Here is a 21,549-nt window from a genome sequence, read left to right as displayed (position 1 = left end):
GTGCAGCGCGGAACGGGTGAGCGATGTCCGCAACGCCCTCCCGCCGGATCTTCAAACATCAGGCATCATTCGCCCGATCCTGAGCACCGTCAGGGTCGTCATCGAGAGCGGCCTCCCATTTGTTGCGGATTAGCGAGAAGGCGTGACATCGCTGGGATTCCCGCTAGTGTTTCGACAAGCGCATCGCCGCGATGCTTAGATCTGCGCCCCGGGAACTCGAACCATGTTGCTTCTTAACCATCGCACTGACCACCGGGCGCCTTTGGATGGTGCGGATGCCAACATGCTGAGTTGCGAAGCTGCGTGCGAGGTGGAGCGGTTTCTTAGATATCGCAATGGCCACAAGGAAACACCGCTGATTTCATTGCCGGGCCTCGCCAACGAGATTGGCGTGGGCTCGATCCAAGTCAAGGACGAGGGTCACCGGCTCGGCCTTGGCAGTTTCAAGGCTTTGGGCGGCTCCTATGCCGTGATCCGGCTCGTCTTAGAAGCAGCAACTCCGCGCCTCGGCAGGGCTGTCGACATCTCGGAGCTTCACGCACCTGAGGTGAAGGCCGTAGCACGGGGGATGACGGTATCCTGCGCCACGGACGGCAATCATGGCAGGTCCGTAGCGCAGGGCGCTCAGCTAGTGGGGGCGAACTGCGCTATATTCATTCACTCGGGCGTCAGCGATCAGCGTAGCGCAGCAATCGTCCGACATGGCGCGCAGATGATCCGCGTCAGCGGCAACTACGATGACTCCGTTGCCGAAGCATCCCGAGTTGCCGCAGAGAACGGCTGGATCACGGTGTCTGACACGTCCTGGCCGGGCTACGAGCGTATTCCTGGTCTGGTAATGCAGGGATATACCGCGCTCCTGACTGAAGCACTACGACAGTTGCCCGAACCTCCGACCCACGTCTTCGTCCAGGCAGGAGTCGGTGGACTTGCCGCAGCGGTCGCCGGACATTTTTCGGTGTTGTTAGGTGATAATCGCCCGTTCTTCACGGTTGTCGATCCATCGCGCGCAGCGTGCCTGTTTGAAAGCGCTCGAACCGGGCATCGTGTCAAGGTAGCTCATGGGCAGCCGACAGTGATGGCGATGCTCGAGTGCTACGAACCTTCGCTCGTCGCTTGGCGCATCCTTTCGCGCGCAGCCGACGCTTTTATGATTGTCGATGACGAGGACGCCGTCGCGGTTATGAACCGTTTGGCCAATCCCCGGGACGGTGATCCGGCTATCGTTGCAGGCGAAAGTGGCGGGGTTGGTCTGGCAGGGTTGCTGAAAGTTGCTGCCGATTCGACCTTGCGCGGCCTGATTGGTCTTGAACCTGACGCACGGGTCTTCCTCATCAATACCGAGGGTGCGACGGATCCTGGCGTTTACGAACAGCTCGTGGGTCAGTCTCTATCGCAAGTGGTCAGGAGAAGCTTGGAGGCCTAGACGCTCATGATCCGCGGCCCGTTCGGTGAACTCGTGACGGGGACGAAAGCCCAACAGAAGGCCAAGAACGAAGGCATCCAGCGATTGATCCTACGATTGAAATCCGCCGCAGATTTCTGCTTCCAACGAGGCCCGTACGCACGTTTTCGGCACAAAAGGCATGGCTTTGCCGTCTTGCCGCAAGAACAAGCGCTATGACTTTGGCGCTTTGCAGTCCAACCGCGTCCGTTCGCCTCATCGAATGATACAACAGCTTCATTTTCTTTGATTCGGCACACCGGCTATGAGCCGTTTCATAATTGCGATACAGCTCTCCGAGTAATCTGTCGATATGCGTGGACTCCTGATCGTTCTCACGGCTTTCGCGATCATGCTGGCGGCACGCGGCCACCGCCAAAGCGCGTTCATGCCGCGCCCGACCGCGCCCATGCCACCCGTCAACGTGCCCTAACGCCACGAGGTCTGTCGGGTAAGCGGTTGCCTGCGAGCGAACGCAGGGCAGATCGGGCCGGCAACAAGGGACTGCTAGGCTGATTTCGGCGCATTCTTCAGATAGACGACAGCGCGACGTCCCGCAGAGGTCAGCTGCCCCAGAGTCGTTTTTCCCGCCCGCACCGCTTGAATCAGTTGCTCAGCGACATACCGACGGCTCTCGTGGTCACCGCCATTCGGCAGTCCCGCACAGACCTGATCCAAGACCAGGCCCATATTCGCTTGAACCTCTCCCGTAAATTCGCTCACGCTCCATCTCTCCTTTCGACGGATAATGCGATAAGGCTAGTGCCCTCTTTGCACTCGGTATAGCGCACATTTGTCGAGCGGCTAAAAGCCTCTCGCGTGCAGAAGTGAATTCATGGTTTGTTTGACGCGGCTTGGTATCTTCGCAATTCGCGCGGCGCTTGCGTTCGAAACGATCCCGCCGCGTTCGAATCGTCTCCTTGCGAAGAGGACGGAAACGTCCCGTTCGGCTCGGATTTCCGGGCTCTCGCCAACCGCATTTCCCTGAGCGCCGGCCCAGCCTCACGCGGGCGCTATGGTCCTCACGTGGGCGGCCACGGCCCTCTGGTTCGGCGCGGGCGCCCGTTGCGCCGCAGTTCACGCGAGACTGTCGAATCAGCCCGCCCCAGGCGACGTCCAATCTGTTGGATCGATTGGCCCTGCACCTTGAGAGGCGCGATCCCTTCGCGCTCTACCAATGAGAGCTATTGCCCCGTGACCGCCTTTGCCGAAGATCTGAACATCGCTGGTGGCATGTCGCCCGCCTTTCGGAATAATCTGCTTCCGCGGCAGGTCGAGGGTAAGCGGGGCTGCGAGGCCGATCAGATTGTTTGTGCGAAGACCTGTGAGCGCCGCTAGAAGAGTCATCTTCTGCAAGGGTGCTCACAATGGACGACCATTCGGACGACATAAGACGACCGTTGTCACCGCGCATAGAAGTGTACGCCGGCGGCGGCCGGAAACAGTGGCCAGATGATTTGAAGGCGCAGATTGTCGCGGACAGTCTCGAGCCGGGCGCGATCGTAACAGATGTCGCACGTCGCCATGGCTGCCGGCCCCAGCAGGTGCATGACTGGCGGCGCCGGGCGCGTTCAGGTCAACTGGTGCTGCCAGCTGCGGCGGGTGCACTGTCGTTTGTGCCGTTGGTGTCGGAATCGTCGCCATCGGCGGCTGCAGCTCCCTCCGGGTCGCCGGAAGCAGCCGTTGTGACGGTTGAGCTCCATGGGGCACGAGTTGAGGTGCGAGGGACGCCTGGCCTTGCTGTGTTGAGTGATGTGTTTGTTGCGTTGCGCCGGACACGTTCATGCTGACGGCTCCCGCTGGCCTCATGATTTACGTTGCGACCCGACCTGTAGACTTCAGGAAGAGCGCGGATGGCCTGGCGCTGTTGGCGAAGGAGACGCTGGGCCACGATCCGATGGAGGGCGTGGCGGTGGTCTTCCGTGCGAAGCGCGCTGATCGGGTGAAGATCGTTGTCTGGGATGGTAGTGGCCTCGTGATGTATTGGAAGCGGCTTGAGGGCAGCGCCTTCAAGTGGCCGCCGGTCGTTGACGGCGTCATGCGAATGAACGCCGCGCAGTTGTCCGCGCTTTTGGCCGGCATGGATTGGACACGCATGCATGCGCCTCGAATCCCGCATCCGAAAGCGCTTGCGTAGGACACAAATCTTCGCTGCATCGGGGCGCGAAGCATGGCAGAATCGGGCCAATGAGTGATTTGCCTGATGAGCTGCCGAGCGATCCAGCCGAGTTGCGTGCCTTTGCCGCGGCTCTGCTGGATCGCTGCGCCAGGCTCGAGCGGTTGCTCAAGCTTGCAAAAGACGCGCAGTTCGGTCGATCCTCGGAAAAGCTTGACGCTGATCAGCTCCAGCTTGTTCTGGAGGATATCGATCAGGCTGTCGCGGCTCTCAAGGCAGCCGAGGACCGCGCCAATCCCAAAACGCGCGAGAAGAGAGCTGCCGAGCGCAGGGCCAATCGTGGCAGGCTGCCGGAGCATTTGCCGCGCATCATCGAGACCCTGATGCCCGCTGCAACCTGCTGCCCGTGCTGCGCAGGCGACCTTTTTGAGATCGGTCACGATGAGAGCCAGAGGCTGGACGTCGTACCGGCGCAGTATCGCGTCATCGTCACCCGCCGCCCCAAACTGGCCTGCCGCGCCTGTCACGGCGTCGTCCTCCAGCATGCTGCTCCCGAGCGATTGATCAGGGGAGGACTGCCGACCGAGCGGCTCGTCGCGCATGTGATCGACGCCAAGTATCATTGGCATTTGCCGCTCTACCGCCGGGCGCAGATGCTGACGACGCACGGTATCGCCATCGACCGTTCCACGCTTGCCTTCTGGGTCGGCTATGCCGCCCAAGAATTGAAGCCCTTGTGGCATCGTCTGCGCCAGCTTCTGCTCGCCTCTTCGAAGCTCTGTGTCGACGAGACCCCCGCACCGGTGTTGGATCCGGGGCGCGGCAGGACCAAAACTGGCTACTTCTGGGCACTGTCACGCGATGACAGGCCCTGGGCCGGGCCTGATCCGCCCGGAGTAGTTTATGCCTATGCACCGGGCCGTGGGGCCGTTCATGGCTTGAGACTGCTCGAAGGCTATCGCGGCATCATCCATTGCGATGGCTATCAGGCTTACAAGACCATGACCCGAGGGACGCGTGCGGACGCCCTGTCCGGGACGCTCGCTTTCTGCTGGGCCCATCTGCGGCGCCAGTTTGTGAAGATCGAGCGCGAAGCTGCTCCGGCGCCAGCTCCAGTTGCCCGCGAAGCGCTCGAGCGCATCGCCCAGCTCTACGCGGTCGAAAAAGCACTCCGCGGCCGATCTGATGCCGAGCGTCGCGCGGGTCGACAAGCGCATGCCCGGCCTTTGGCTGCAGCTTTGAAGCAATGGTTTGAGGCAATGCTTGATCATCTTGCCGAGAAGAGCGACACGGCGAAGGCTCTGCGCTATGCGCTGCGTCACTGGGACGGCTTGACGCTCTATCTTGATGACGGGCGCATCGAGATGGACACGAACGCTGTCGAGCGCGCGATGCGGCCGATCAAGCTCAATGCTAAGAACTCCCTTTTTGCCGGTTGCGACGAGGGCGCCGAGAATTGGGCAGTTCTGGCTTCGTTAATCGAGACCTGTAAGCTCAATGGCGTCAGTGCCGAGCACTGGCTCGCTGATGTTCTCGCGAAGCTCGTCAATGGTTGGCCTGCGGCGCGACTGGACGAACTGCTCCCTTGGGCATGGATCTACACGATGCATGCACACCATCCGAGGCTGGCGGCATGAGCCTGAACACGACCGCGGTCCGGATCAAGGTAACTCTCAAGGATGTGAAGCCGGAGGTGATGCGTCGCCTTGTCGTACCCGTTACCCTGCGCCTTGAACGGTTGCATCTGACGCTTCAGGAGGCATTCGGCTGGACGAACAGTCACCTCTTCGAGTTCTTCGCTGGTGAGGCACATTGGGGGATTCCCGACTCCGACAATGATTACGGCCACCAGCCCATGGATGCCCGTAAAGCGCGGCTTTGCGATATCGTTCGAGAGACCGGCGCCAAGACGATCCACTATCTCTATGACTTCGGCGACAGCTGGGACCATGTGATCAAGCTCGAAAAATGGTTCGACAACACCACGACGGAGGGCATGCCCTTCCTGCTCGAGGCCGCCGGTCGTTGTCCTCCGGAAGACGTCGGCGGTGCGCCTGGCTATGCCGAATACCTCGACGCCATCAGCGACCCTGCTCATCCGGAGCACGAACATATGCGCCGCTGGGGCCCGGAGCGGTTCGATCCCAACGTGATCGACCGGAAGGCCCTCGAGGCCGCCGTCAACGCGTTGTCCGACACATGGAAACCGCGGCGACGCGCCACGCGAACAAAATAGACGTCAAGCGTCATTCAAAAGGGCCGCAGCGCTACGCTTACGGTCGAGGGGGCGATCGGCAACATCTTGCAGATCGGCTCGACCCCATGCCCCGCACGATCATCGTCGATGCGATCATGGCTTGGACCGGCGGCCGAGCTCCGCCGTCGCAAAATAAGCGCTTGCCTTACGCAGGATCTCGTTGGCTGGCGAAGCTCGCGTTCTTCCGTTCCAGAGCCTTGGGCTTCTCGGCCAGCTCGGTCGGAACGCCGGCCCGCTGCCCACTGTCGATCTCAACCTTCTTGACTCAGTCATGCAAGGTCTGCGCGTGCAGCCAATCTTGGCCGCAATGGAAGTCACCGTCGTCCAGCGCGACCTGTGCTCGTTGGCCTGATACAGAGCTATACGAACCCCTCGGGCTCGGGCTCGGGTGAACATTTGTCGTCGTCTTGCTTGTCATGGCTCCACCTTCTCAAGACTTGGAGCCTCCGCCAAACCCGCGGCGGCGGTTCAGATGGGCGCTCAATCCTGCAAGCGCTCAAACGCTGACGGCACGATTGAGTGAGTTTTGCTGTCAAGATGCTCTGGTCTACTCAGCTTCTGGCGGAGCGATCCGTTTGCAACCACGAGAGCACAAAACGAGGATGCCCGCCGGAACGCGGCGAACTGTCGCTCGATCTTGCTGGAAAAGTGCGCCGTGCCCCGAGACCAGCAGGAATTATGCGGCTCATTGAATAACAATGCCGAGATTGGCCAGAAAGGGAAGCGGAGCGGCGATTGCAGATCTCTATTCCTCGCCGCAGAGGTCGTTCATGGGCAGTCATGATCTTGTCTCCAGCAGTTTCCTCGGGCTGACCGCAGCCGGATTTGCGCTACTCTGCTCGAGCCTGCTTGTCCTCGTCTTCACATGAAGTGAGCCCCCCTCGTATGGCCCGTCTGGTCATTCAGTTCATCGACTGGACGGACTGCTTCCCGAGACTTTGAACGCTGGCACGGCTCCTGCAGGCCGTGAAGAGTATCGTAGCCGCCCGGCCAAAATCCTCGACGCGATAGCGGCCTCTGCCCGCAACCTTCGAAACAACCGTAAGCCCGTCACGCAACGCCGGTGAACTTTACCTAGAGAACTGTCTCCAGAAAGTCGTTGGTCCTAACCGCCGGCTCTGAACGGCATGACAGTGTTGAAGGTCGGCCGCAGCCGAGACTAACCTGGGATCTGCACCGGCAGTGCGGAATAACCGTGCACAAAATTCGATTGAACTCGCTCCGGTTCGCCGACCACATTTACCTCCAAACATCGATTCAGCATCTCCTCCCACAGGATTTTCAGCTGCAGCTCGGCAAGGCGCCTACCCACGCAGCGATGAATCCCAAATCCGAAAGAGAGATGTTGCCGTACATTTTCCCGATCGATGATGAAGCTGTTGGCTCTCGCAATGACCTCGTCATCTCGGTTGCCAGAGATGTACCACATCACAACTTTGTCGCCTCGCCTGATTCGCTTGTGGCCTATCGTGAAATCATCCACAGCGGTCCGGCGCATGTGTGCAATGGGCGTTTGGTATCGTATAATCTCGGATACCGCGCCGGACACCAACGAAGCATCATCCCGGAGTTTTCGCATTTCGGATGGATTTTGGCTCATGAACAAGACGCCCCCCGTAATTGAGTTGCGCGTAGTATCGTTACCTCCAACAATCAGCAGAATGAGGTTCCCCAGGAACTCGCGGGGCTCCATGTTTCGGGTCGCCGGTGAATGCGCCATCATCGAGATCAGGTCACCGCGCGGCTCACAATTGATCCGTTCGCTCCAAAGCCTCGTAAAATAGTCCAGGCACTCCGACAGCACCACCTTTCGCTTTTCCCAGCTGTCGATCTGGTCGCCCATTTGTGGGGTCAAGGCAGCTACGTCCGACCAGTAGGTCAGCAACCACCGATCCTGAAATGGAAAATCGAACAGCGTGGCCAGCATTTGGGTCGTCAACTCGATCGAGACCCTGTCGACCCAGTTGAAGGTATCGTTGCGCGGCAAACCGTCCAAAATCTTCTGAACCCGCGAGCGGATCAAGCCTTCAAGGTTTGCCAAGTTCTCCGATGCCGCTATCGGACTGATAGTCTTACGCTGCTGAGCATGGCGAGGAGGATTCATTTTGATAAAACTGGGGGTCCAATACTCCTCCGGAGGGTCGACTATTGTGACGCTTCGCTCTGATGAGAATGTTGTGTGATTTGAGTCCACGGCTATGATGTCGCGGTATTTTGTTATCGACCAATATGGTCCGTATGGGCTGTTTTCGCAATAATGGACGGGATCTTCCCTTCGCAGCCGCTCGAAATAAGGCCAAACGGTATCATCCTCGAAGCGCTTGGGTTCGCTTACATCAAGGCGGCTCAGCGGGATATCAGTGCTCTCGCAGGCGCTTTCTGCCGATAACGCTGTCATGATTGTCTCGCTGACATTGGCCTGCACTTTTGCTGGATCAGCTGAGTGCGCTGTCTAGAGTTCGCGGGGAAGCTCGCTCGAAACACGACGAGCTTGGGTGGTGCACTAACGATGTGTCACGCATGTTCATGGCTCGACTTCGCGCGAGCTCCGGAATCTGAAATCATGCTACGGACTTTGGTTCGGTCACTGTCGACGAAGAATAATGGAAAGGCGAGCGAAGTCCCCTATCAGGATTGGGAGGCGCGCGAACGCGTCCTTTGTGGTAGTCAACATCAAGCCGCAAGTACTCGCAGCTGTGGCACCCAGCCGCTTATCGTCATTTTCTCGGGCAGGCAGCCCCTTTGCCACTCGACCACTTACATTGCGCGAGGTGACGGACGTCCGAACTGGCAACAAAGTATCTTCCATGCGCTGGGATAGAAGAGAATTGGCACAGCTGAAACAGCTCTGGTCCGAGGGACAGAGCGCCGCGCAGGTCGCAGGTCATCTCGAGTGCAGTCGCAACGCCGTTTGCGGCAGGCTGACTCGGTTGGGTCTCACTCGAGGTCACAAGCCACCAACAGCAAAACCCAAGATTAGATCGGTCCCCAAGCGAGGGCCGACGTCGATGGCTGCCCGCCGCGATCGCGTCCGAAAGAAGCGGCCGCAAACGGCGCTAGAAACGCGGCCTCAGGAAATGAGCAAGCGGCACCTTTACGCAATCCTAGCTGAGGCGGTCAGGAATACCGTCTAGAGCTATGGGCGCCGCGATCTCCCGGGTCTAGGCCGCCGTAGTCGGTTCATTCGGGCTATTGGTTTCGCGCGATTTGTGCCTATCCGACGAACAGTGGCCTCCAGTAGAACGTTCGCGGCAGGAGGGATCGATCGTACATCAAGTCATCCAATTTCAAGAGGCCGGATGCGCTGAATTGGAGAGAAGAGAGCATTCTGCTTGTTGAGCCTCGTTTTCGGGTACGCGTTTTTGGGGAAGCGCCCGCCGTCCTCGTTTGCGCCGGTGTTCGGAACTTTCGGCACAACGCCGCGCCCAACGAACTACACGAGCCGAGTGAAGCCGCTTGATCCTCAACCACTTTCGATATCTGCGACCGACGTGTGGAGAGCTGGCCTGGGACTGAACACTCGGCAAATCATCGAGGTACGACGTGTCCGGGGGTGAGCCCGGTGGTGCTCCGACTGTGATCGGACCTTCCGGGTTTAGACGAAGGCGCGAGTTTCCTCGCCGGCTTCGATAGGTTTGAGCTGACGGCGGAGATGAAACGGAGGAAGGTGAAGCGGTGAGTACCAGATAGCTCCACTATTCGATCGCTCGCCCGTTCTCCCGAAAGAACCTCGTATAGAATGGCCTGTGGTCGGGCGACGCCATGCTTAGCGTTGGAGCGGCTTGACGAGCTGCCCTCGCGAGATATTGCCTGACGTCGCTTAAAAGGTCGGCTCCTGCGGTGCACAGACACACGAAAACGGCTAACACCAACGTAGGTGCCTTGACGTCTGTGCAAAACCGGCGGCGCCTCTGAGGCGGCCGGCTGTTCAATTGCACCCATCCGTTCTCGCTCACCTACCCGGCTCATTTCCTCACGCCAGCTGCGCGAGAGCCGCCGATAGAAACGTTTCGCTCGTAGCGATATTGCCGCCGAGTAACGGACGCATGAAAGGACTTCTTCTGCGAGGGACCCATGAAGACGCCCACCGACAATCCCTCCATTGGCGAATTTCACTACGTACCGGGACGGAGCCAAGCGGACGCATTATTCCTGGACCGATGGGGAATACGCACGCAGAATCAACTACCAACCTTGTCAGTTGATGGAGAATACGGGACCGTATCAATGTTGGTCATTGAACCTCGCACGAGTCAATCGTGGAGCAGTTCGAGCTCTAGCAGCATAAACGGCCCTGGTGGGTGTCTCGTTGCCAAAGAATAAGACTATCGAGGCGGACGAATTGGGGACCTCGCCGTGGCCGTGTTGATCCGAGTATCTCGCTTGCAGAACTTGTTCTCTCTGTGTCCGAGGGGAGCGGATTGTTATCCGACAGCGCGTTTCTTCGGCAGATCGGCCGTCACGCAAGCTCCCAATTGCCTAGCGACAGTCCCGATCGCCCTTGGCAAGCAAAGGGATGCAAGACAATTCGCTTGCGACGGAAAACTTCGTAAACATGGGATAACAATCCTTGCAGACCTCGATCTTAAGCACGTATTACGATGCTCGCCTTCCGTGGTACACCATCTATCCAACTGTAGCCCAGTTCTCCAAAGCAGTCGGCGCCGACGCCTGTGAGAGATGGCTGCAGCATCTGCCGCTTGATCAATCGGTGTCGCTCTATTTCCACATTCCGTTCTGCCGATCGATTTGCTGGTATTGTGGCTTCGCTCGAAGCATCACTCGCCGGCATTCTCCTATCCTCGACTTTTTGGGGGTTCTTCGTAAGGAGATCGATTTGGTCGCGGCGCACCTTGCGCAACCGCTGCCTGTGAGCGACGTCCACTTTGGCGGTGGAACGCCGACCCTCATCGAGCCAACGGAATTCCGGCGGTTGATGGAGCTTCTGCGCCGCCGCTTTGCGATTTCGAACACGGCCGCCATTGCTGTTGAGATCGACCCGCGCACGTTCACGCTCGCCACATGCGAAGGGTTGGCGGCTGCCGGCGTGAACCGCGCGAGCCTCGGCGTCCAGAGCTTCGATCCAATTGTCCAAAAAGCCATCAACCGGGTCCAGAGTGAGGCACAAACCGAGCGCGTTGTCGAATCGCTGCGGCAGCATGGAATAATGCGCGTCAACTTCGACCTCATCTACGGTCTGCCAAGTCAGACGGTGCAGTCCTGCGTTCAGACCGCGACAACGGCGCTGGCCATGCGACCAGACCGGCTTGCGGTGTTCGGCTACGCGCACGTTCCTTCCTTCAAGAAGAATCAGCGCCTGATCGACGAGGCAGCGCTGCCAGACAGCCATGCCCGTGCAGAACAAGCAGCCGCGATGGCCAATACACTGACTGCAGCTGGCTACCGCCAGATCGGACTCGACCATTTCGCCTTGCCGGACGATGAGCTCGCGCTGGCGCAGAAAGCCGGTCGCCTGCGGCGGAATTCACTCGGTTACTCGGCCGACACCTGCAATAAAGTGATCGGCTTCGGACCGTCGGCGATCGGCCGGCTTGGCGAGGGTTACGTCCAGAACGAAGTTACAGCGGGGTCCTACAGCGGCCAAATCAACGCCGGCCGTCTGGCGACGTCAAGGGGCTACTGTCTCAGCCTTGAAGACCGCGTCCGGGCCGCGATCATTGAGCGGCTAATGTGCGATTTCGAGGTCGACGTGGCGGCAATTGGCGATGCTCATGGATTTGAGCCGGTGGGTTTCCTCGGTTCAGGCGAACGCTTGGCAATGCTCGCTGAGGATGGGATCGTCGAAATGGAAAAGGGATTCATCCGCGTGAGGCCGGAGCATCGTTTTCTCACTCGGGCTGTGGCAGCCGCATTCGATTGTTATCTTCGCGCCCCCCTCTGTTCAGACCAGCCAACGCAATGATTGGATGAAATGCATCACGTTTTGCTGCACGCGCCAGGAAGCCTGAGGAATGCGTTCGCTCACCTGGCACACTCACAACCAGCTCCAAATCGGTCAACGACGCCGTGCGAAGCTGTGCGGCGGAGACTCGCCCTGGCCCGCGGCGCGAAGACGAGCTGGACGCACTGCTGCCGGGAATTGGACACTCCGACAACAACGCTCCTCGCCCAAGCAGCATGACCATACAAGTTTCATCCCATCACCGCCATTAGCCGTGTAGCCACGGACGTCGATGGGGACGATGACTGGTTGCGCGACGCCGCCAACCAACTGGAGATCGAGAACGGATCATCTTATGTCGTCGGAGATGATGATATCTCGGCGTTTAGGGGCTTCCGGATCGAAAACCCTGATCGAGCCCGTCGGGATGAACAAGGACATCTGACCCTTGGCTCCAGCGGTGGCAGCCGAAATACTGCGTGATACGGCGCAAACTATAGTCGAGCGCAACAACTATAACCAGATCCGGCGGGATCACGGTTCTCGAAAAGATCTTTCCCCGTAAGAGCTTCGCGCGACGTGCATCGAAGCGACGCCTAGAATTCACCCGTCGACGCTGCCATACCGATCGGCCGTGAACGCCGGGGCGCTGTGGAGTCGAGCGACACATTAGCTGCGATTCGCGCAGCGACAGCCGACCTCCCGCTCAGTCAACTACCAAACCTAGCAATTGATGGAGACCACGGACACATGCCAGTCAGTGGCGGTGAAATTCGCTCGGCCGCATAAGAAGTCGCCACGCGATATAGATTTCATCGATCAATGGAGCTGATGGATGTTTTGTCTCGCCGTCCCCAGGTACCAAACTGTCTCCAATCGTGTTCTCCATCTTCCCATGAGAGCCACTCGAGAGTTTGTGGCGGCGAGCTTACGGGCCGTCAAGGATGTTAGCCCCTGCTGCCTGCCTGTGCTTCATCCCATCGGCCGAGCTGCGAGCGGCGTTTCTTGGATCGGGCGTGTTGTTGTGCGAGCTCCGCTATTGCCGCTGCTCTCTGTTCAAAACTATTTTCTTTCGTTTTGCCAGCAGGTTTGTCGCAAGGTCGCTGGGCTCCGTGTATCGGCCACCAATCTCTTGCTAGCGAACGCGCACACCGAGCCAGCCCGCCAATGTCGACACCCTGCAGCAGAAGCTCGCCTTCGATTAACGACCGAGCGACTGGGTCGTTTTGCGCTGTGTACCCACACGTAGGCCAAGCGGCGCCGCTGTGGTGATAGCGCGCAAGGCTGAGCGGTCTCGCTGACATAGATAGGCCACCTGGTGTCAAGCGTCACCCACCGCATTGAGGGGCAAGATTTGACATCCGCTCTAGGCCGTCAGTGGAAGTGCACTTTATTCAAATCGACGGACGCGAAAATCACCATGCATCATTGCGTTATAACGCAGCTATTCATGCAAGCACACCCGGCTGGCGTTGTTGCTTTCATGTCTGGACCAACTGCGAAGCCAGGAAGTCGTATTGTCCTTTGTCTGATAGCTAGTCTCGCCAGCAGTTCGGCCGCGCGGAGTGGCGAGATCTCTGGCCCAAGAAGCCACAGCCCCGATGAGCTCGACGAGGCAACAAGCAGAACAATTTCGGATCCGGCCATGACATTCCGAAGCGGGCGGCCCAAGGGAGCAGCGCGCCTTTCTGGGAGCTTCCTGTCGAAAACAGCTACGTCCACGACAAAGCGCGACAGTGCCATCGAGACTGCCAAGAGCGGAATCCAAACGCAGACCGATCCATTCGCAAAACTCGATAACCTCCGCGAAAAAGGTGGCGCGTTCACTGCTCCTGGTGCTGCGGACACGATAAATCAGGACGTAGCTTCTGTCAGATCCGAGCTTTCGGACCTCGGGATTGGATTTGCTGGCTGGACTCTAAACACGTTTGTCAACGATGAGCTCGGCAATGCCTCCAGAAGCACCATCGCCAATCAGCAATACGTTGGCCAGAATCCGACATTTAGTACGGTCAACTCGATGATCGTGACCTATGACCTCGCTAGGTTCGGCATTTCCGATGGCCAGATCGTGGTCGGAGCCGAGCATCAATACTGGACATGGAAGAGCGCCGGGCCAGACCGACTGGGACTCAATGCATTTTCTTACTATCAAACCTTCTTCGACAGGAAAATCGAGCTCAAAGTGGGCTATCTCAGGAACCAACATGAGTTTGCGGGCGCCGGCGACAAGGTGTTTGGACCCTCGTCGAAAATGCTTTTTCAAGCAGGCATAAGCAACAATTGGGCGCCAACGCCTGCTCTTAACCTCAAGTACAATTTTGATGATCGCTTATATAACAAGTTCTCAATCCAGCGCTCGGTCAGTCCAGCTGGTCAATATGCGCATGTAAGCGAGAATCCCACTGGCCTGAACTGGAGCACGCGCGACGCAGGCATTCTTTTGCTTGATGAACTTGCGTATAGGAACAAGCCTATTCCAGGTGTGCTGGAGACGTGGTTGCGGGCTGGCGCGGGCTTCAACAACAGCAGCTACACGGACCTAGGGCATCCGACGCAAGCAACAGCCAAGGCGAACACCGTCTACTACGTAGCTGCGGACAAGCAATTCTGGCAGTCTGCCGCCTACAGCTCGGCATCTCGCGGAATCTACGGCGGGTTCTCTGCGATGTACGCTCCGCCTGACCTGAATAGGGCTAGTCAGTATTACGAGCTTCGCCTGTATGCGAAAGGCCTATTTGACGGCCGGCCCACTGATCAGATGAGTCTTGTTGTCAGCAACACCATCTGGAGCCACTTCGCAGTGGACGCTGCAATGGCCAAAGAGCAGCTGGCGCACCGCGACAGCACGGCAATTTCGGGACTGTATACGGCCCATCTGGCGCCCGGGATATATACTACCGTAGGGCTGACGTACATCAATCACCCGACAAGCATTACCTACACGCCACAAACGGGACACGCCCTGAATATATTGGTATCTACGTCGGTGTTTTTTTAAGGCCTTGAGACTCGCATGAATTGGCAATGTAGTCGATATCACAATCGTCCTTTTTAACGGCTTGGGCCCACTCATCACGGCGATTTGGGTATCGCTGTGCTCCTGACGCGAAGCCGGGTACCGCGTAAACTTAGCCGTGATGTCCAAGGTAGTATGCTGTTGGGAATGGTAGGTTAGAGCCTTGCTGCTTCGTCTACGAGCGGTAGGCCGCGTCGTATTGCGCAAGATCTACACCCTCCGGCCGCGGAATTGATCTCTGGTGCTCATTTGTTCAATCGAATGCTGCTCTTGCGGCAGCCACATTGCTTCGCTGCCTCAGACTCGCGCTATTTCTGCCCGACGGTTGTGACGCTGGCCGAAAGCCGATGCACAAGGTCGGCGGACACGTATCCTCCGCGGCAAATCAAGCTGCCGCGGCCGGATGACTTGCGCTACTTGAATACTGAATCAATTTCCGCTGGCTTGAGATGAGCTTTCAGCATCTCACTTCAGCAAGGAGGTCGGCTCGCGAGTCTGCGGCGCGTTAGCCCCTCCCATCCAATTGCGCGCGGCGTTCTGCTCGGTGAACTTTTCTTCGCAAATATCTATTCGCGCGAACATTCGATAAGAGCAGTGCATTATCGATGAATTGCCGAGCTGCTAGGCAACTGTCGTGGAGGGGTATTTCGTCGACTTGAGGCGCGTTACACTGCATCGGCCATCGACGCTGACGGGCGCGTCACCATCGATTGTGGCACGATGAACCACGCGATGCTGATCACCGTAATCATTGACCGCATAATGCTGCGTTGCGCGGTTATCCCAGATCGCGACGTCGCCTTCTTTCCAGCTCCAGCGTACGGTGTTTTCGGGCGCCATGATATGGGACTGGAATAGATCAAACAGCTTCTGACCGTCGCGTTTCGGAATATCGACAAACCTTTGCACCAGATCGCCGAGCACCAGCGCGCGCTCGCCGGTGTCGGGATGTACACGGACCACCGGATGCTCTGTCTCATAAATCGTTTTGGTAAAGACTTCGTCAAAATGCTTCTGGTCGATTTCGCGAACACGGCAGGTCCCAGCGTAGTCGAAGGCGTTGCTGTGAACGGTCCAGAGTTCGTCGGCAAGCCGTTGGAGCGGCCGCGGCAAATCTAGGTAGGCGGCCACGGCGTTCGACCAAATCGTATCGCCGCCCGACGATGGGATCACAACGGCTCGCAGCACCGCAAGTTTGGGATACGCCGCGAGAAAGGTTCCATCGGCGTGCCATACATCCGCCCGGCTACCTCCGCGCGCGGAATCAAGCTCGATGATCGAGGTCGTTCCATTGATCGCACCGAGTGTCGGATGCGGCACCAGCTTTCCCAAACAAGCAGCAAAACGCTCTTGCTCCGGGTCGTCAAGATGCGCCTGATCGCGGAAGAAGATCACCTTGTGTTCGAGCAGCAAGCTGTTGATCGCAGCGACGGTTTTGCTCGGCAAATCACCCGAGAGCTTGATATTTCTGATTTCAACACCGATGCGCGCTGCGCGCTCGACGACGTCGGTCGGTGGAATGCCACTCTCGCTCGAAGCTGTTTCATTCATCGCGAATTTTTCCAGGTTTTGCGGATTCTTTACGCGGACGAGGGCGCGTGTCACTCGGTTTCGAAGGCGAACCTCGCGCTACGGGTGCTCTTGAGCAAGCACCATGCCAGACGGAAAACGGAGCTGTGAACGTCCGTCAGGTCGCGGATCGGATGATAATTCGAACAGTTTGCCATGAAGTCGATGCCGCCTCCCATCCTTTTCAACCCGACCCCACCAAAACCCGACGTAACAATCTGAGACGAGCGCCTAGGCCGGCGGCGAAAGGCATAGCGCGCACAATCGACAGGGATTCTAAAGCTCGGCACCCGAAGAAGGCCATACCGCCCGCGTGCAAGGTCCGGCATGCGTGCCGTTCTCGTCCAGTACGCGCCTTCTGGCCAACTATTTGCGGCAATCGGCCCAGTCTCGAGCCGCGTCTGCGAACGAGCTATCACCGGTTCTCAAGGTGTCCGGGACCTGCCCTGGCCGTGATCACTGCCGGAACATCCTCCGCTGAAAATGGAAGAGGAATAGATGACCTTGGAAGAGCTCCAAACGATTGAATTACGGTTTGATCCAGGCGAAAGCCGTTGATCCGCGGCACTGGGATCGCGATGTTCTCGATGCACCGACGTCCGAGCACGCTGAAGCAGATGCTCTGCACGGTCGCGCTGGCTTTGCCTAGGAAGCCAAAGATATGTCCACTACCAGTCTTTATAGGTGTTTCAATGTTGTCAAAGTAATTACCCTCGATCAGTGCTTGCACAGATGGTCCAGCGTCCACCGCATGGAAAAATCCGCCGCTCTGTTGCGCATTTGTATTGTGGAAGTAATTGTTAGCGAGATGAATAATGCCCTGCGCACCGTCAATGTGCGGCGCCCGCCCCGAGATCTCATGGAAATAGTTATTTACGATGGTAATCGTCTGCGGGACACCGAGAAACAGGAGATTCCAATAGTGCTCTCCGTTACAATAGGAGGAATAGGTATCGCTGCCATCGAAGTCGTTCCAGAAAATCGTAATGTTCGTCGTCGGGCCAAAGCCGCCGGCAATCATCTGCCGCCCGACGTTATGAAACCGGTTGTGGTCGATCCAAACCAGGTCGGCTCGTGCAATTGCAATAGCATCGCCGGCAAATATCACGCCGCTATTGATATCACCGATGGTCAGGTTGCGAATAATGACGTTGCTGACCGCATTCAGGCGCAGCCCCTTCCCTTTCATTGTAGCGTTCGGGCCAACACCGATCACTGTCTTGTTTGAGCCGATTTCCAGCGGACGCTTACCGGCCCTGTCGAAGCCGACCAACATCTTCTCCTTCCCATCGCAATGCGCGTCGTTGCCATCCATAAGAAGAAGGGATTCACGCTTGTAAGGTGCCGAACAAGCACGGCCATATTGGCAACCCTGCCCTTCGCCTCGCCCTTCCGTGGCAGTAAAGTCTATAGTTCCTATTACCTGGATCTCACGCGGGGTATTGTTACTGCAGTACCCGAAGCTGTAGGAACGACACAGCTCATACGTCAGATCTTTGGCTGATCTGACCTGAACTACCTCGCCTCCAAGGCCGCCCGTCGCTCCAACGCCAAAGCCTTTGAGGGCTTCGGATCGCACATTGTTAGGTCCGAGCACGGACGAGACGCCGAGGACGAGAGCAATTCCGCCGAACACGCGTAACGAACGCCTGATGTGCTTCATCGTGTCGTTCACAGTCACATGCTCTCTCTGTTACGCGGAAATCCGCGAGGACCGGCTGAACTGGAACAGTCCATCAGCATGCGGCGTTAACGCCATCAGATCGTCCTCAATAAGGCAGCCTCGGAATATCGGAGCCATGCTACACGACAGCCGAAGTGTGCAGTCCCAGGCTTCCTACCAGCTGCGTGGATCTGGGTAGCCATTGGATAATCACAGCCGATGAAAGCAGGGGTCGATGCTTCGAGAGCCCCGTCAGAATCAAAGCAGGACTCCCACAGCTCACCGTAAGGCGCCGTCAGCATCTCAACAAGATGCGACGGCCAATCGAGCGTTGATAGAGGACAAAAGTCCACGCATGGCGTCCCAGAGCTGTCTCAGATCGAGCGCTTGCATGGTGCCGGCGAGATGCATTGTTTAGGCTGTTCGGCGGCCATTCTGAAACGATTTTCCCAGTTCAACACAGATCCCCCTGACACGAAGATTCGAAATATCCTGGGCGAAAGAGATCGTGTCCCGTGGCGTGGTGTAGCTGGCGGTGTATCACCGCGTTCGCCGGCGAGACCCGGGCCGGTCAGCTGGCGATCGCCGTGAGGCTGACGCTCGGATCATCGCTCAAGGGCGTTTCCAGTGTCATGTAACGGACGCGCTGGACGGCCCATTCATCATTCTGTTCGAGCAGGATCGCGCCGATGAGGCGAACGATGGCGTCCTCGTTGGGGAAGATGCCGACCACCTCGGTCCGACGCTTGATCTCGCCGTTGAGGCGCTCGATCGGGTTGGTGGAGTGCAGCTTGGTGCGGTGCTGCGGTGGGAAGGTCATATAGGCGAGCACGTCGGTCTCGGCCTCGTCGAGGAAGCCGGCGAGTTTCGGCAGCTTTGGCCGGAGCTGGTCGGCGACCTTGCGCCATTGAGTGCGGGCGGCCTCGGCATCGTCCTGGGCAAAGGCTGTGGCGATGAACGCGGAGACGACCCGCCGCCCGCTCTTGCCGGCATGCGCCAGCGCGTTGCGCATGAAGTGGACGCGGCACCGCTGCCAGCTGGCATTGAGCACCTTGGCTACGGTGGCCTTGATGCCCTCGTGGGCGTCGGAGACGACCAGCTTGACGCCGCGCAGGCCGCGGCAGGCGAGCTTGCGCAGGAACGCCGTCCAGAACGTCTCGGTCTCGGAGGGGCCGATGTTCATCCCCAGTACCTCGCGCCGGCCGTCGCTGTTGACGCCGACCGCGACGATCACTGCGACAGATACGATGCGGCCATTCTGGCGCACCTTCACGTAGGTGGCGTCGATCCACAGATACGGCCAGTCGCCCTCGATCGGACGGGCGAGGAAGGCCTTCACCTTGTCGTCGATCTCGCCGCACAGTCGGCTCACCTGTCTCTTGGAGATGTCGGTCATGCCCATGGCCTGCACCAGATCGTCGACCGAGCGGGTCGAAACGCCCTGCACATAGGCCTCCTGCACCACGGCGGTGAGCGCCTTCTCGGCCATGCGGCGCGGCTCCAGGAACCCTGGGAAGTAGGAGCCCTTACGCAGCTTGGGGATGCGCAGCTCGACGGCGCCGGCACGGGTCTCCCAGATCCGGTCGCGGTAACCGTTGCGCTGGGCCAGGCGTTCGGGATTCTTCTCGCCATAGGCCGCCCCGGTCTGGCCTCCCACTTCCAGCTCTATCAGGCGCTGGGCGGCAAAGCCGATCATCTCGCGGAGCAGATCGGCGTCGGGGTCTTCTCTACCAGCGTGCGCAGGTTCATCATCTCGTCGGTCATCGGTGGTTCCTCTGGTTGCGTTGGTGTGTCGCAACCCGATCCTACCGGAGAACTGCCGGTGACCACCGCAAAGCCGCCCGCCCGCTACGGCGCTATTGGGGGCGCGCGTCCGGGCGGCTTTGCTCTACCGAGCTACACCACCACCGGGGACATGACCCGAATGTATGGTCCGGCCGCGCGTTGCAAGAGGTTTCGTCAACCTGGCAGATGCGGTCTTGCATCAATGTATCCGGCCTCTGATTGGAGCGTGTTGTGCTCCGGGCCATCATGGGTATCAGCGCGCATTCGAGCTAATTAGCGGACAGGCCTCGAACGGGCCATTCGGGTCACCAGTGTTCGCATGCGCCGGGAAGACCGATCCTCCATCGTTGTCTCATTCCTCTCGCAGACCTCGGCGGGTAAGGGATGTTGGTTACGTCATCGATCGCACCTCACTTCGTGCTGTTCCTTAGTTCGTGCCTGGCGGTCGTTCCTTTGTCCCGGCCTGCGCGCGCAGACGCGCCGCGCGCAAGGGCCGTCAAGGCCGGCCGTCGTGCTGTCCTGACGTCTTGCTCTACCGCGGTCAGGCCGCGCCTTGATGGCCCCGAGCACGGTGCGAGGATCAGGCAGCTCGGGACGCCGTCTCCTCCGTGTTGACGCACTCGAAGGCGCGTCCCTTGTTGAGAACCGCCCAGGCGATCCGGGCGAGCTTGTTGGCGAGCGCAATCGCTAGCACGTTGTGGTGCAATCGTTTCTTGGCGGCTTCGATCCAAGATTTGAGGCCATAGCGCTCCCAGCCCTTGACCTTGACCAGCACAACCCACGCGGCCTGCACAAACAGCGCGCGCAGGTAGCGATTGCCGCGCCTTGATATCTTGCCGAGGATCGTGCGGTCGCCGGTCGATATCTGCTTCGGCACCAGTCCAAGCCAGGCGCCGAAGTCGCGGCCTTTCGAGAACACGTCTCCAGTGCCGATCGCAGCCACCATCGCGCTCGAGATGATCGGGCCAATGCCGGGCACCGTCATCAGTCGCTCGCAGCCTTTGTCTTGACGGGCCAATGCTTCGATCTCGCTGGAGAGGTCCTCGATACGCTCATCCAGCCGGCGCCAGTCACCCGCCAGATCCTCGATGATGCGCAACATGCGAGGCGAGAGCACATCGGTGCGCGTCGCGAGGATACCCGGCAACTCGGACCGCAGGGAGCGCAGGCCTTGCCGCACGGCGATGCCCCGCTCCAGCAGGAACGCACGGATCTGATTGATGACGCCGGTGCGCCGACCGACTAATCGCTCGCGCACGCGGTGCAGCGCCTGCAGGTCGTGCTGGTCGGCGGTCTTGGTTGCGACGAACTTCATGGTCGGGCGTTGGACCGCCTCGGCGATGGCTTCCGCATCTCGGAAGTCATTCTTCTGTCCCTTCGAATAGGGGCGCACGTATTTCGCCGGCATCAAGCGGGCGTCGTGGCCAAGCGTTTGCAGCTTGCGACTGAGGTGATGCGCGCCGACGCAGGCCTCCATGCCGATCAAGCACGGCGGCAGGTTGGCGAGCCGCGTTTCCACCTGGCCGCGCGACCACTTCTGCCGCAGCACGATGCCGCCGCGCTGATTCTGGCCAATGATGTGGAACGAGTTCTTGCCGATATCGATGCCGATGACGGCGGGCGAAGCGTCGAGTTTCTGAGACATGGCGTGCTCCTTGTCTTGGGCGCCCCTTGCCAGCTTCTCGTGCTGGCAGGGCCGGAGCACGGCCGGACCATTCCATTCTGATGTCCCCAGTCAAGCACACAGCGCACGGTTTCTCATCTCCACGAGGACTCATCGTGAAGTTCTTGTGC

Annotated in this window: 13 protein-coding genes, 2 pseudogenes and 1 other annotated feature; of the genes and pseudogenes, 8 read left to right on the top strand and 7 right to left on the bottom strand. The window is 58.9% G+C overall.

Annotated features, from left to right (window positions below):
- Nucleotides 1-223 precede the first annotated feature (223 nt).
- Nucleotides 224-1,426 carry a diaminopropionate ammonia-lyase gene (locus AC0L3U_RS36390; RefSeq protein ID WP_204513591.1) on the top strand — a complete coding sequence of 401 codons (1,203 nt, stop codon included), beginning with the start codon at nt 224-226 and terminating at the stop codon, nt 1,424-1,426.
- A gap of 525 nt (nt 1,427-1,951) precedes the next feature.
- On the opposite strand, the gene AC0L3U_RS36385 is transcribed toward AC0L3U_RS36390, so the two are convergent.
- Together AC0L3U_RS36385 and AC0L3U_RS36380 are read right to left on the bottom strand one after the other, a co-directional pair.
- Nucleotides 1,952-2,167 carry a hypothetical protein gene (locus AC0L3U_RS36385; RefSeq protein ID WP_259219182.1) on the bottom strand — a complete coding sequence of 72 codons (216 nt, stop codon included), beginning with the start codon at nt 2,165-2,167 and terminating at the stop codon, nt 1,952-1,954.
- 329 nt (nt 2,168-2,496) lie between these two features.
- Nucleotides 2,497-2,709 (bottom strand): annotated as a pseudogene (locus AC0L3U_RS36380) (helix-turn-helix domain-containing protein); the annotation flags it as partial.
- Nucleotides 2,710-2,811: 102 nt separating this feature from the next.
- Between AC0L3U_RS36380 and tnpA the strand changes: the two are divergent.
- The 4 genes from tnpA to AC0L3U_RS36360 are packed head-to-tail and all read left to right on the top strand — an operon-like array spanning nt 2,812 to nt 5,796.
- Nucleotides 2,812-3,234, top strand: coding sequence for an IS66-like element accessory protein TnpA (gene tnpA / locus AC0L3U_RS36375; RefSeq protein WP_259219181.1), 423 nt, complete (start codon nt 2,812-2,814; stop codon nt 3,232-3,234).
- Nucleotides 3,228-3,581, top strand: a complete 354-nt coding sequence (tnpB, locus tag AC0L3U_RS36370; protein WP_259219180.1) for an IS66 family insertion sequence element accessory protein TnpB — start codon at nt 3,228-3,230, stop codon at nt 3,579-3,581. Before tnpA ends, tnpB begins: the two co-directional genes overlap by 7 nt.
- Before the next feature lie 50 nt (nt 3,582-3,631).
- Nucleotides 3,632-5,197: an IS66 family transposase gene (gene tnpC, locus AC0L3U_RS36365; protein ID WP_259219179.1), complete on the top strand. Its 1,566-nt coding sequence runs from the start codon at nt 3,632-3,634 to the stop codon at nt 5,195-5,197.
- Complete coding sequence (locus tag AC0L3U_RS36360) at nt 5,194-5,796, top strand: plasmid pRiA4b ORF-3 family protein (protein ID WP_259219178.1); 603 nt, start codon at nt 5,194-5,196, stop codon at nt 5,794-5,796. The genes tnpC and AC0L3U_RS36360 overlap by 4 nt, the downstream gene beginning before the upstream one ends.
- Nucleotides 5,797-5,843: 47 nt before the next feature.
- Nucleotides 5,844-5,956, bottom strand: a sequence feature (AL1L pseudoknot).
- Nucleotides 5,957-6,976: 1,020 nt separating this feature from the next.
- Here AC0L3U_RS36360 and AC0L3U_RS36355 read toward each other — a convergent pair.
- Nucleotides 6,977-8,215, bottom strand: a complete 1,239-nt coding sequence (locus tag AC0L3U_RS36355; protein WP_259219177.1) for a cytochrome P450 — start codon at nt 8,213-8,215, stop codon at nt 6,977-6,979.
- A gap of 205 nt (nt 8,216-8,420) precedes the next feature.
- Here AC0L3U_RS36355 and AC0L3U_RS36350 point away from each other — a divergent pair, with 205 nt between their 5' ends.
- From AC0L3U_RS36350 to AC0L3U_RS36340, 3 genes are all read left to right on the top strand, one after another.
- Nucleotides 8,421-8,951, top strand: coding sequence for a GcrA family cell cycle regulator (locus AC0L3U_RS36350; RefSeq protein ID WP_310473301.1), 531 nt, complete (start codon nt 8,421-8,423; stop codon nt 8,949-8,951).
- Nucleotides 8,952-10,387: 1,436 nt separating this feature from the next.
- Nucleotides 10,388-11,740 (top strand): oxygen-independent coproporphyrinogen III oxidase, encoded by a 1,353-nt coding sequence (gene hemN, locus AC0L3U_RS36345; RefSeq protein WP_259219176.1) that lies wholly within the window; start codon nt 10,388-10,390, stop codon nt 11,738-11,740.
- A gap of 1,624 nt (nt 11,741-13,364) precedes the next feature.
- Entirely contained in the window at nt 13,365-14,720 is a 1,356-nt protein-coding gene (locus tag AC0L3U_RS36340; RefSeq protein WP_259219175.1) for a carbohydrate porin, read from the top strand.
- Between the two features lie 639 nt (nt 14,721-15,359).
- Here the strand turns inward: AC0L3U_RS36340 and AC0L3U_RS36335 are convergent.
- From AC0L3U_RS36335 to AC0L3U_RS36320, 4 genes and pseudogenes are all read right to left on the bottom strand, one after another.
- Nucleotides 15,360-16,289 (bottom strand): TauD/TfdA dioxygenase family protein, encoded by a 930-nt coding sequence (locus tag AC0L3U_RS36335; protein ID WP_259219364.1) that lies wholly within the window; start codon nt 16,287-16,289, stop codon nt 15,360-15,362.
- Nucleotides 16,290-16,722: 433 nt separating this feature from the next.
- Entirely contained in the window at nt 16,723-17,982 is a 1,260-nt protein-coding gene (locus AC0L3U_RS36330) for a pectate lyase family protein (protein ID WP_259219174.1), read from the bottom strand.
- Nucleotides 17,983-18,541: 559 nt separating this feature from the next.
- Nucleotides 18,542-19,734: pseudogene (locus tag AC0L3U_RS36325) on the bottom strand (IS256 family transposase).
- Between the two features lie 601 nt (nt 19,735-20,335).
- Nucleotides 20,336-21,400, bottom strand: coding sequence for an IS110 family RNA-guided transposase (locus AC0L3U_RS36320; RefSeq protein ID WP_259219173.1), 1,065 nt, complete (start codon nt 21,398-21,400; stop codon nt 20,336-20,338).
- Between the last annotated feature and the right edge of the window lie 149 nt (nt 21,401-21,549).

It is taken from the genome of Bradyrhizobium sp. Kon69 (assembly GCF_055807515.1).
The sequence above is the reverse complement of the archived record's forward strand: the minus strand, read 5'-3'. Positions and strand labels throughout refer to the sequence as shown.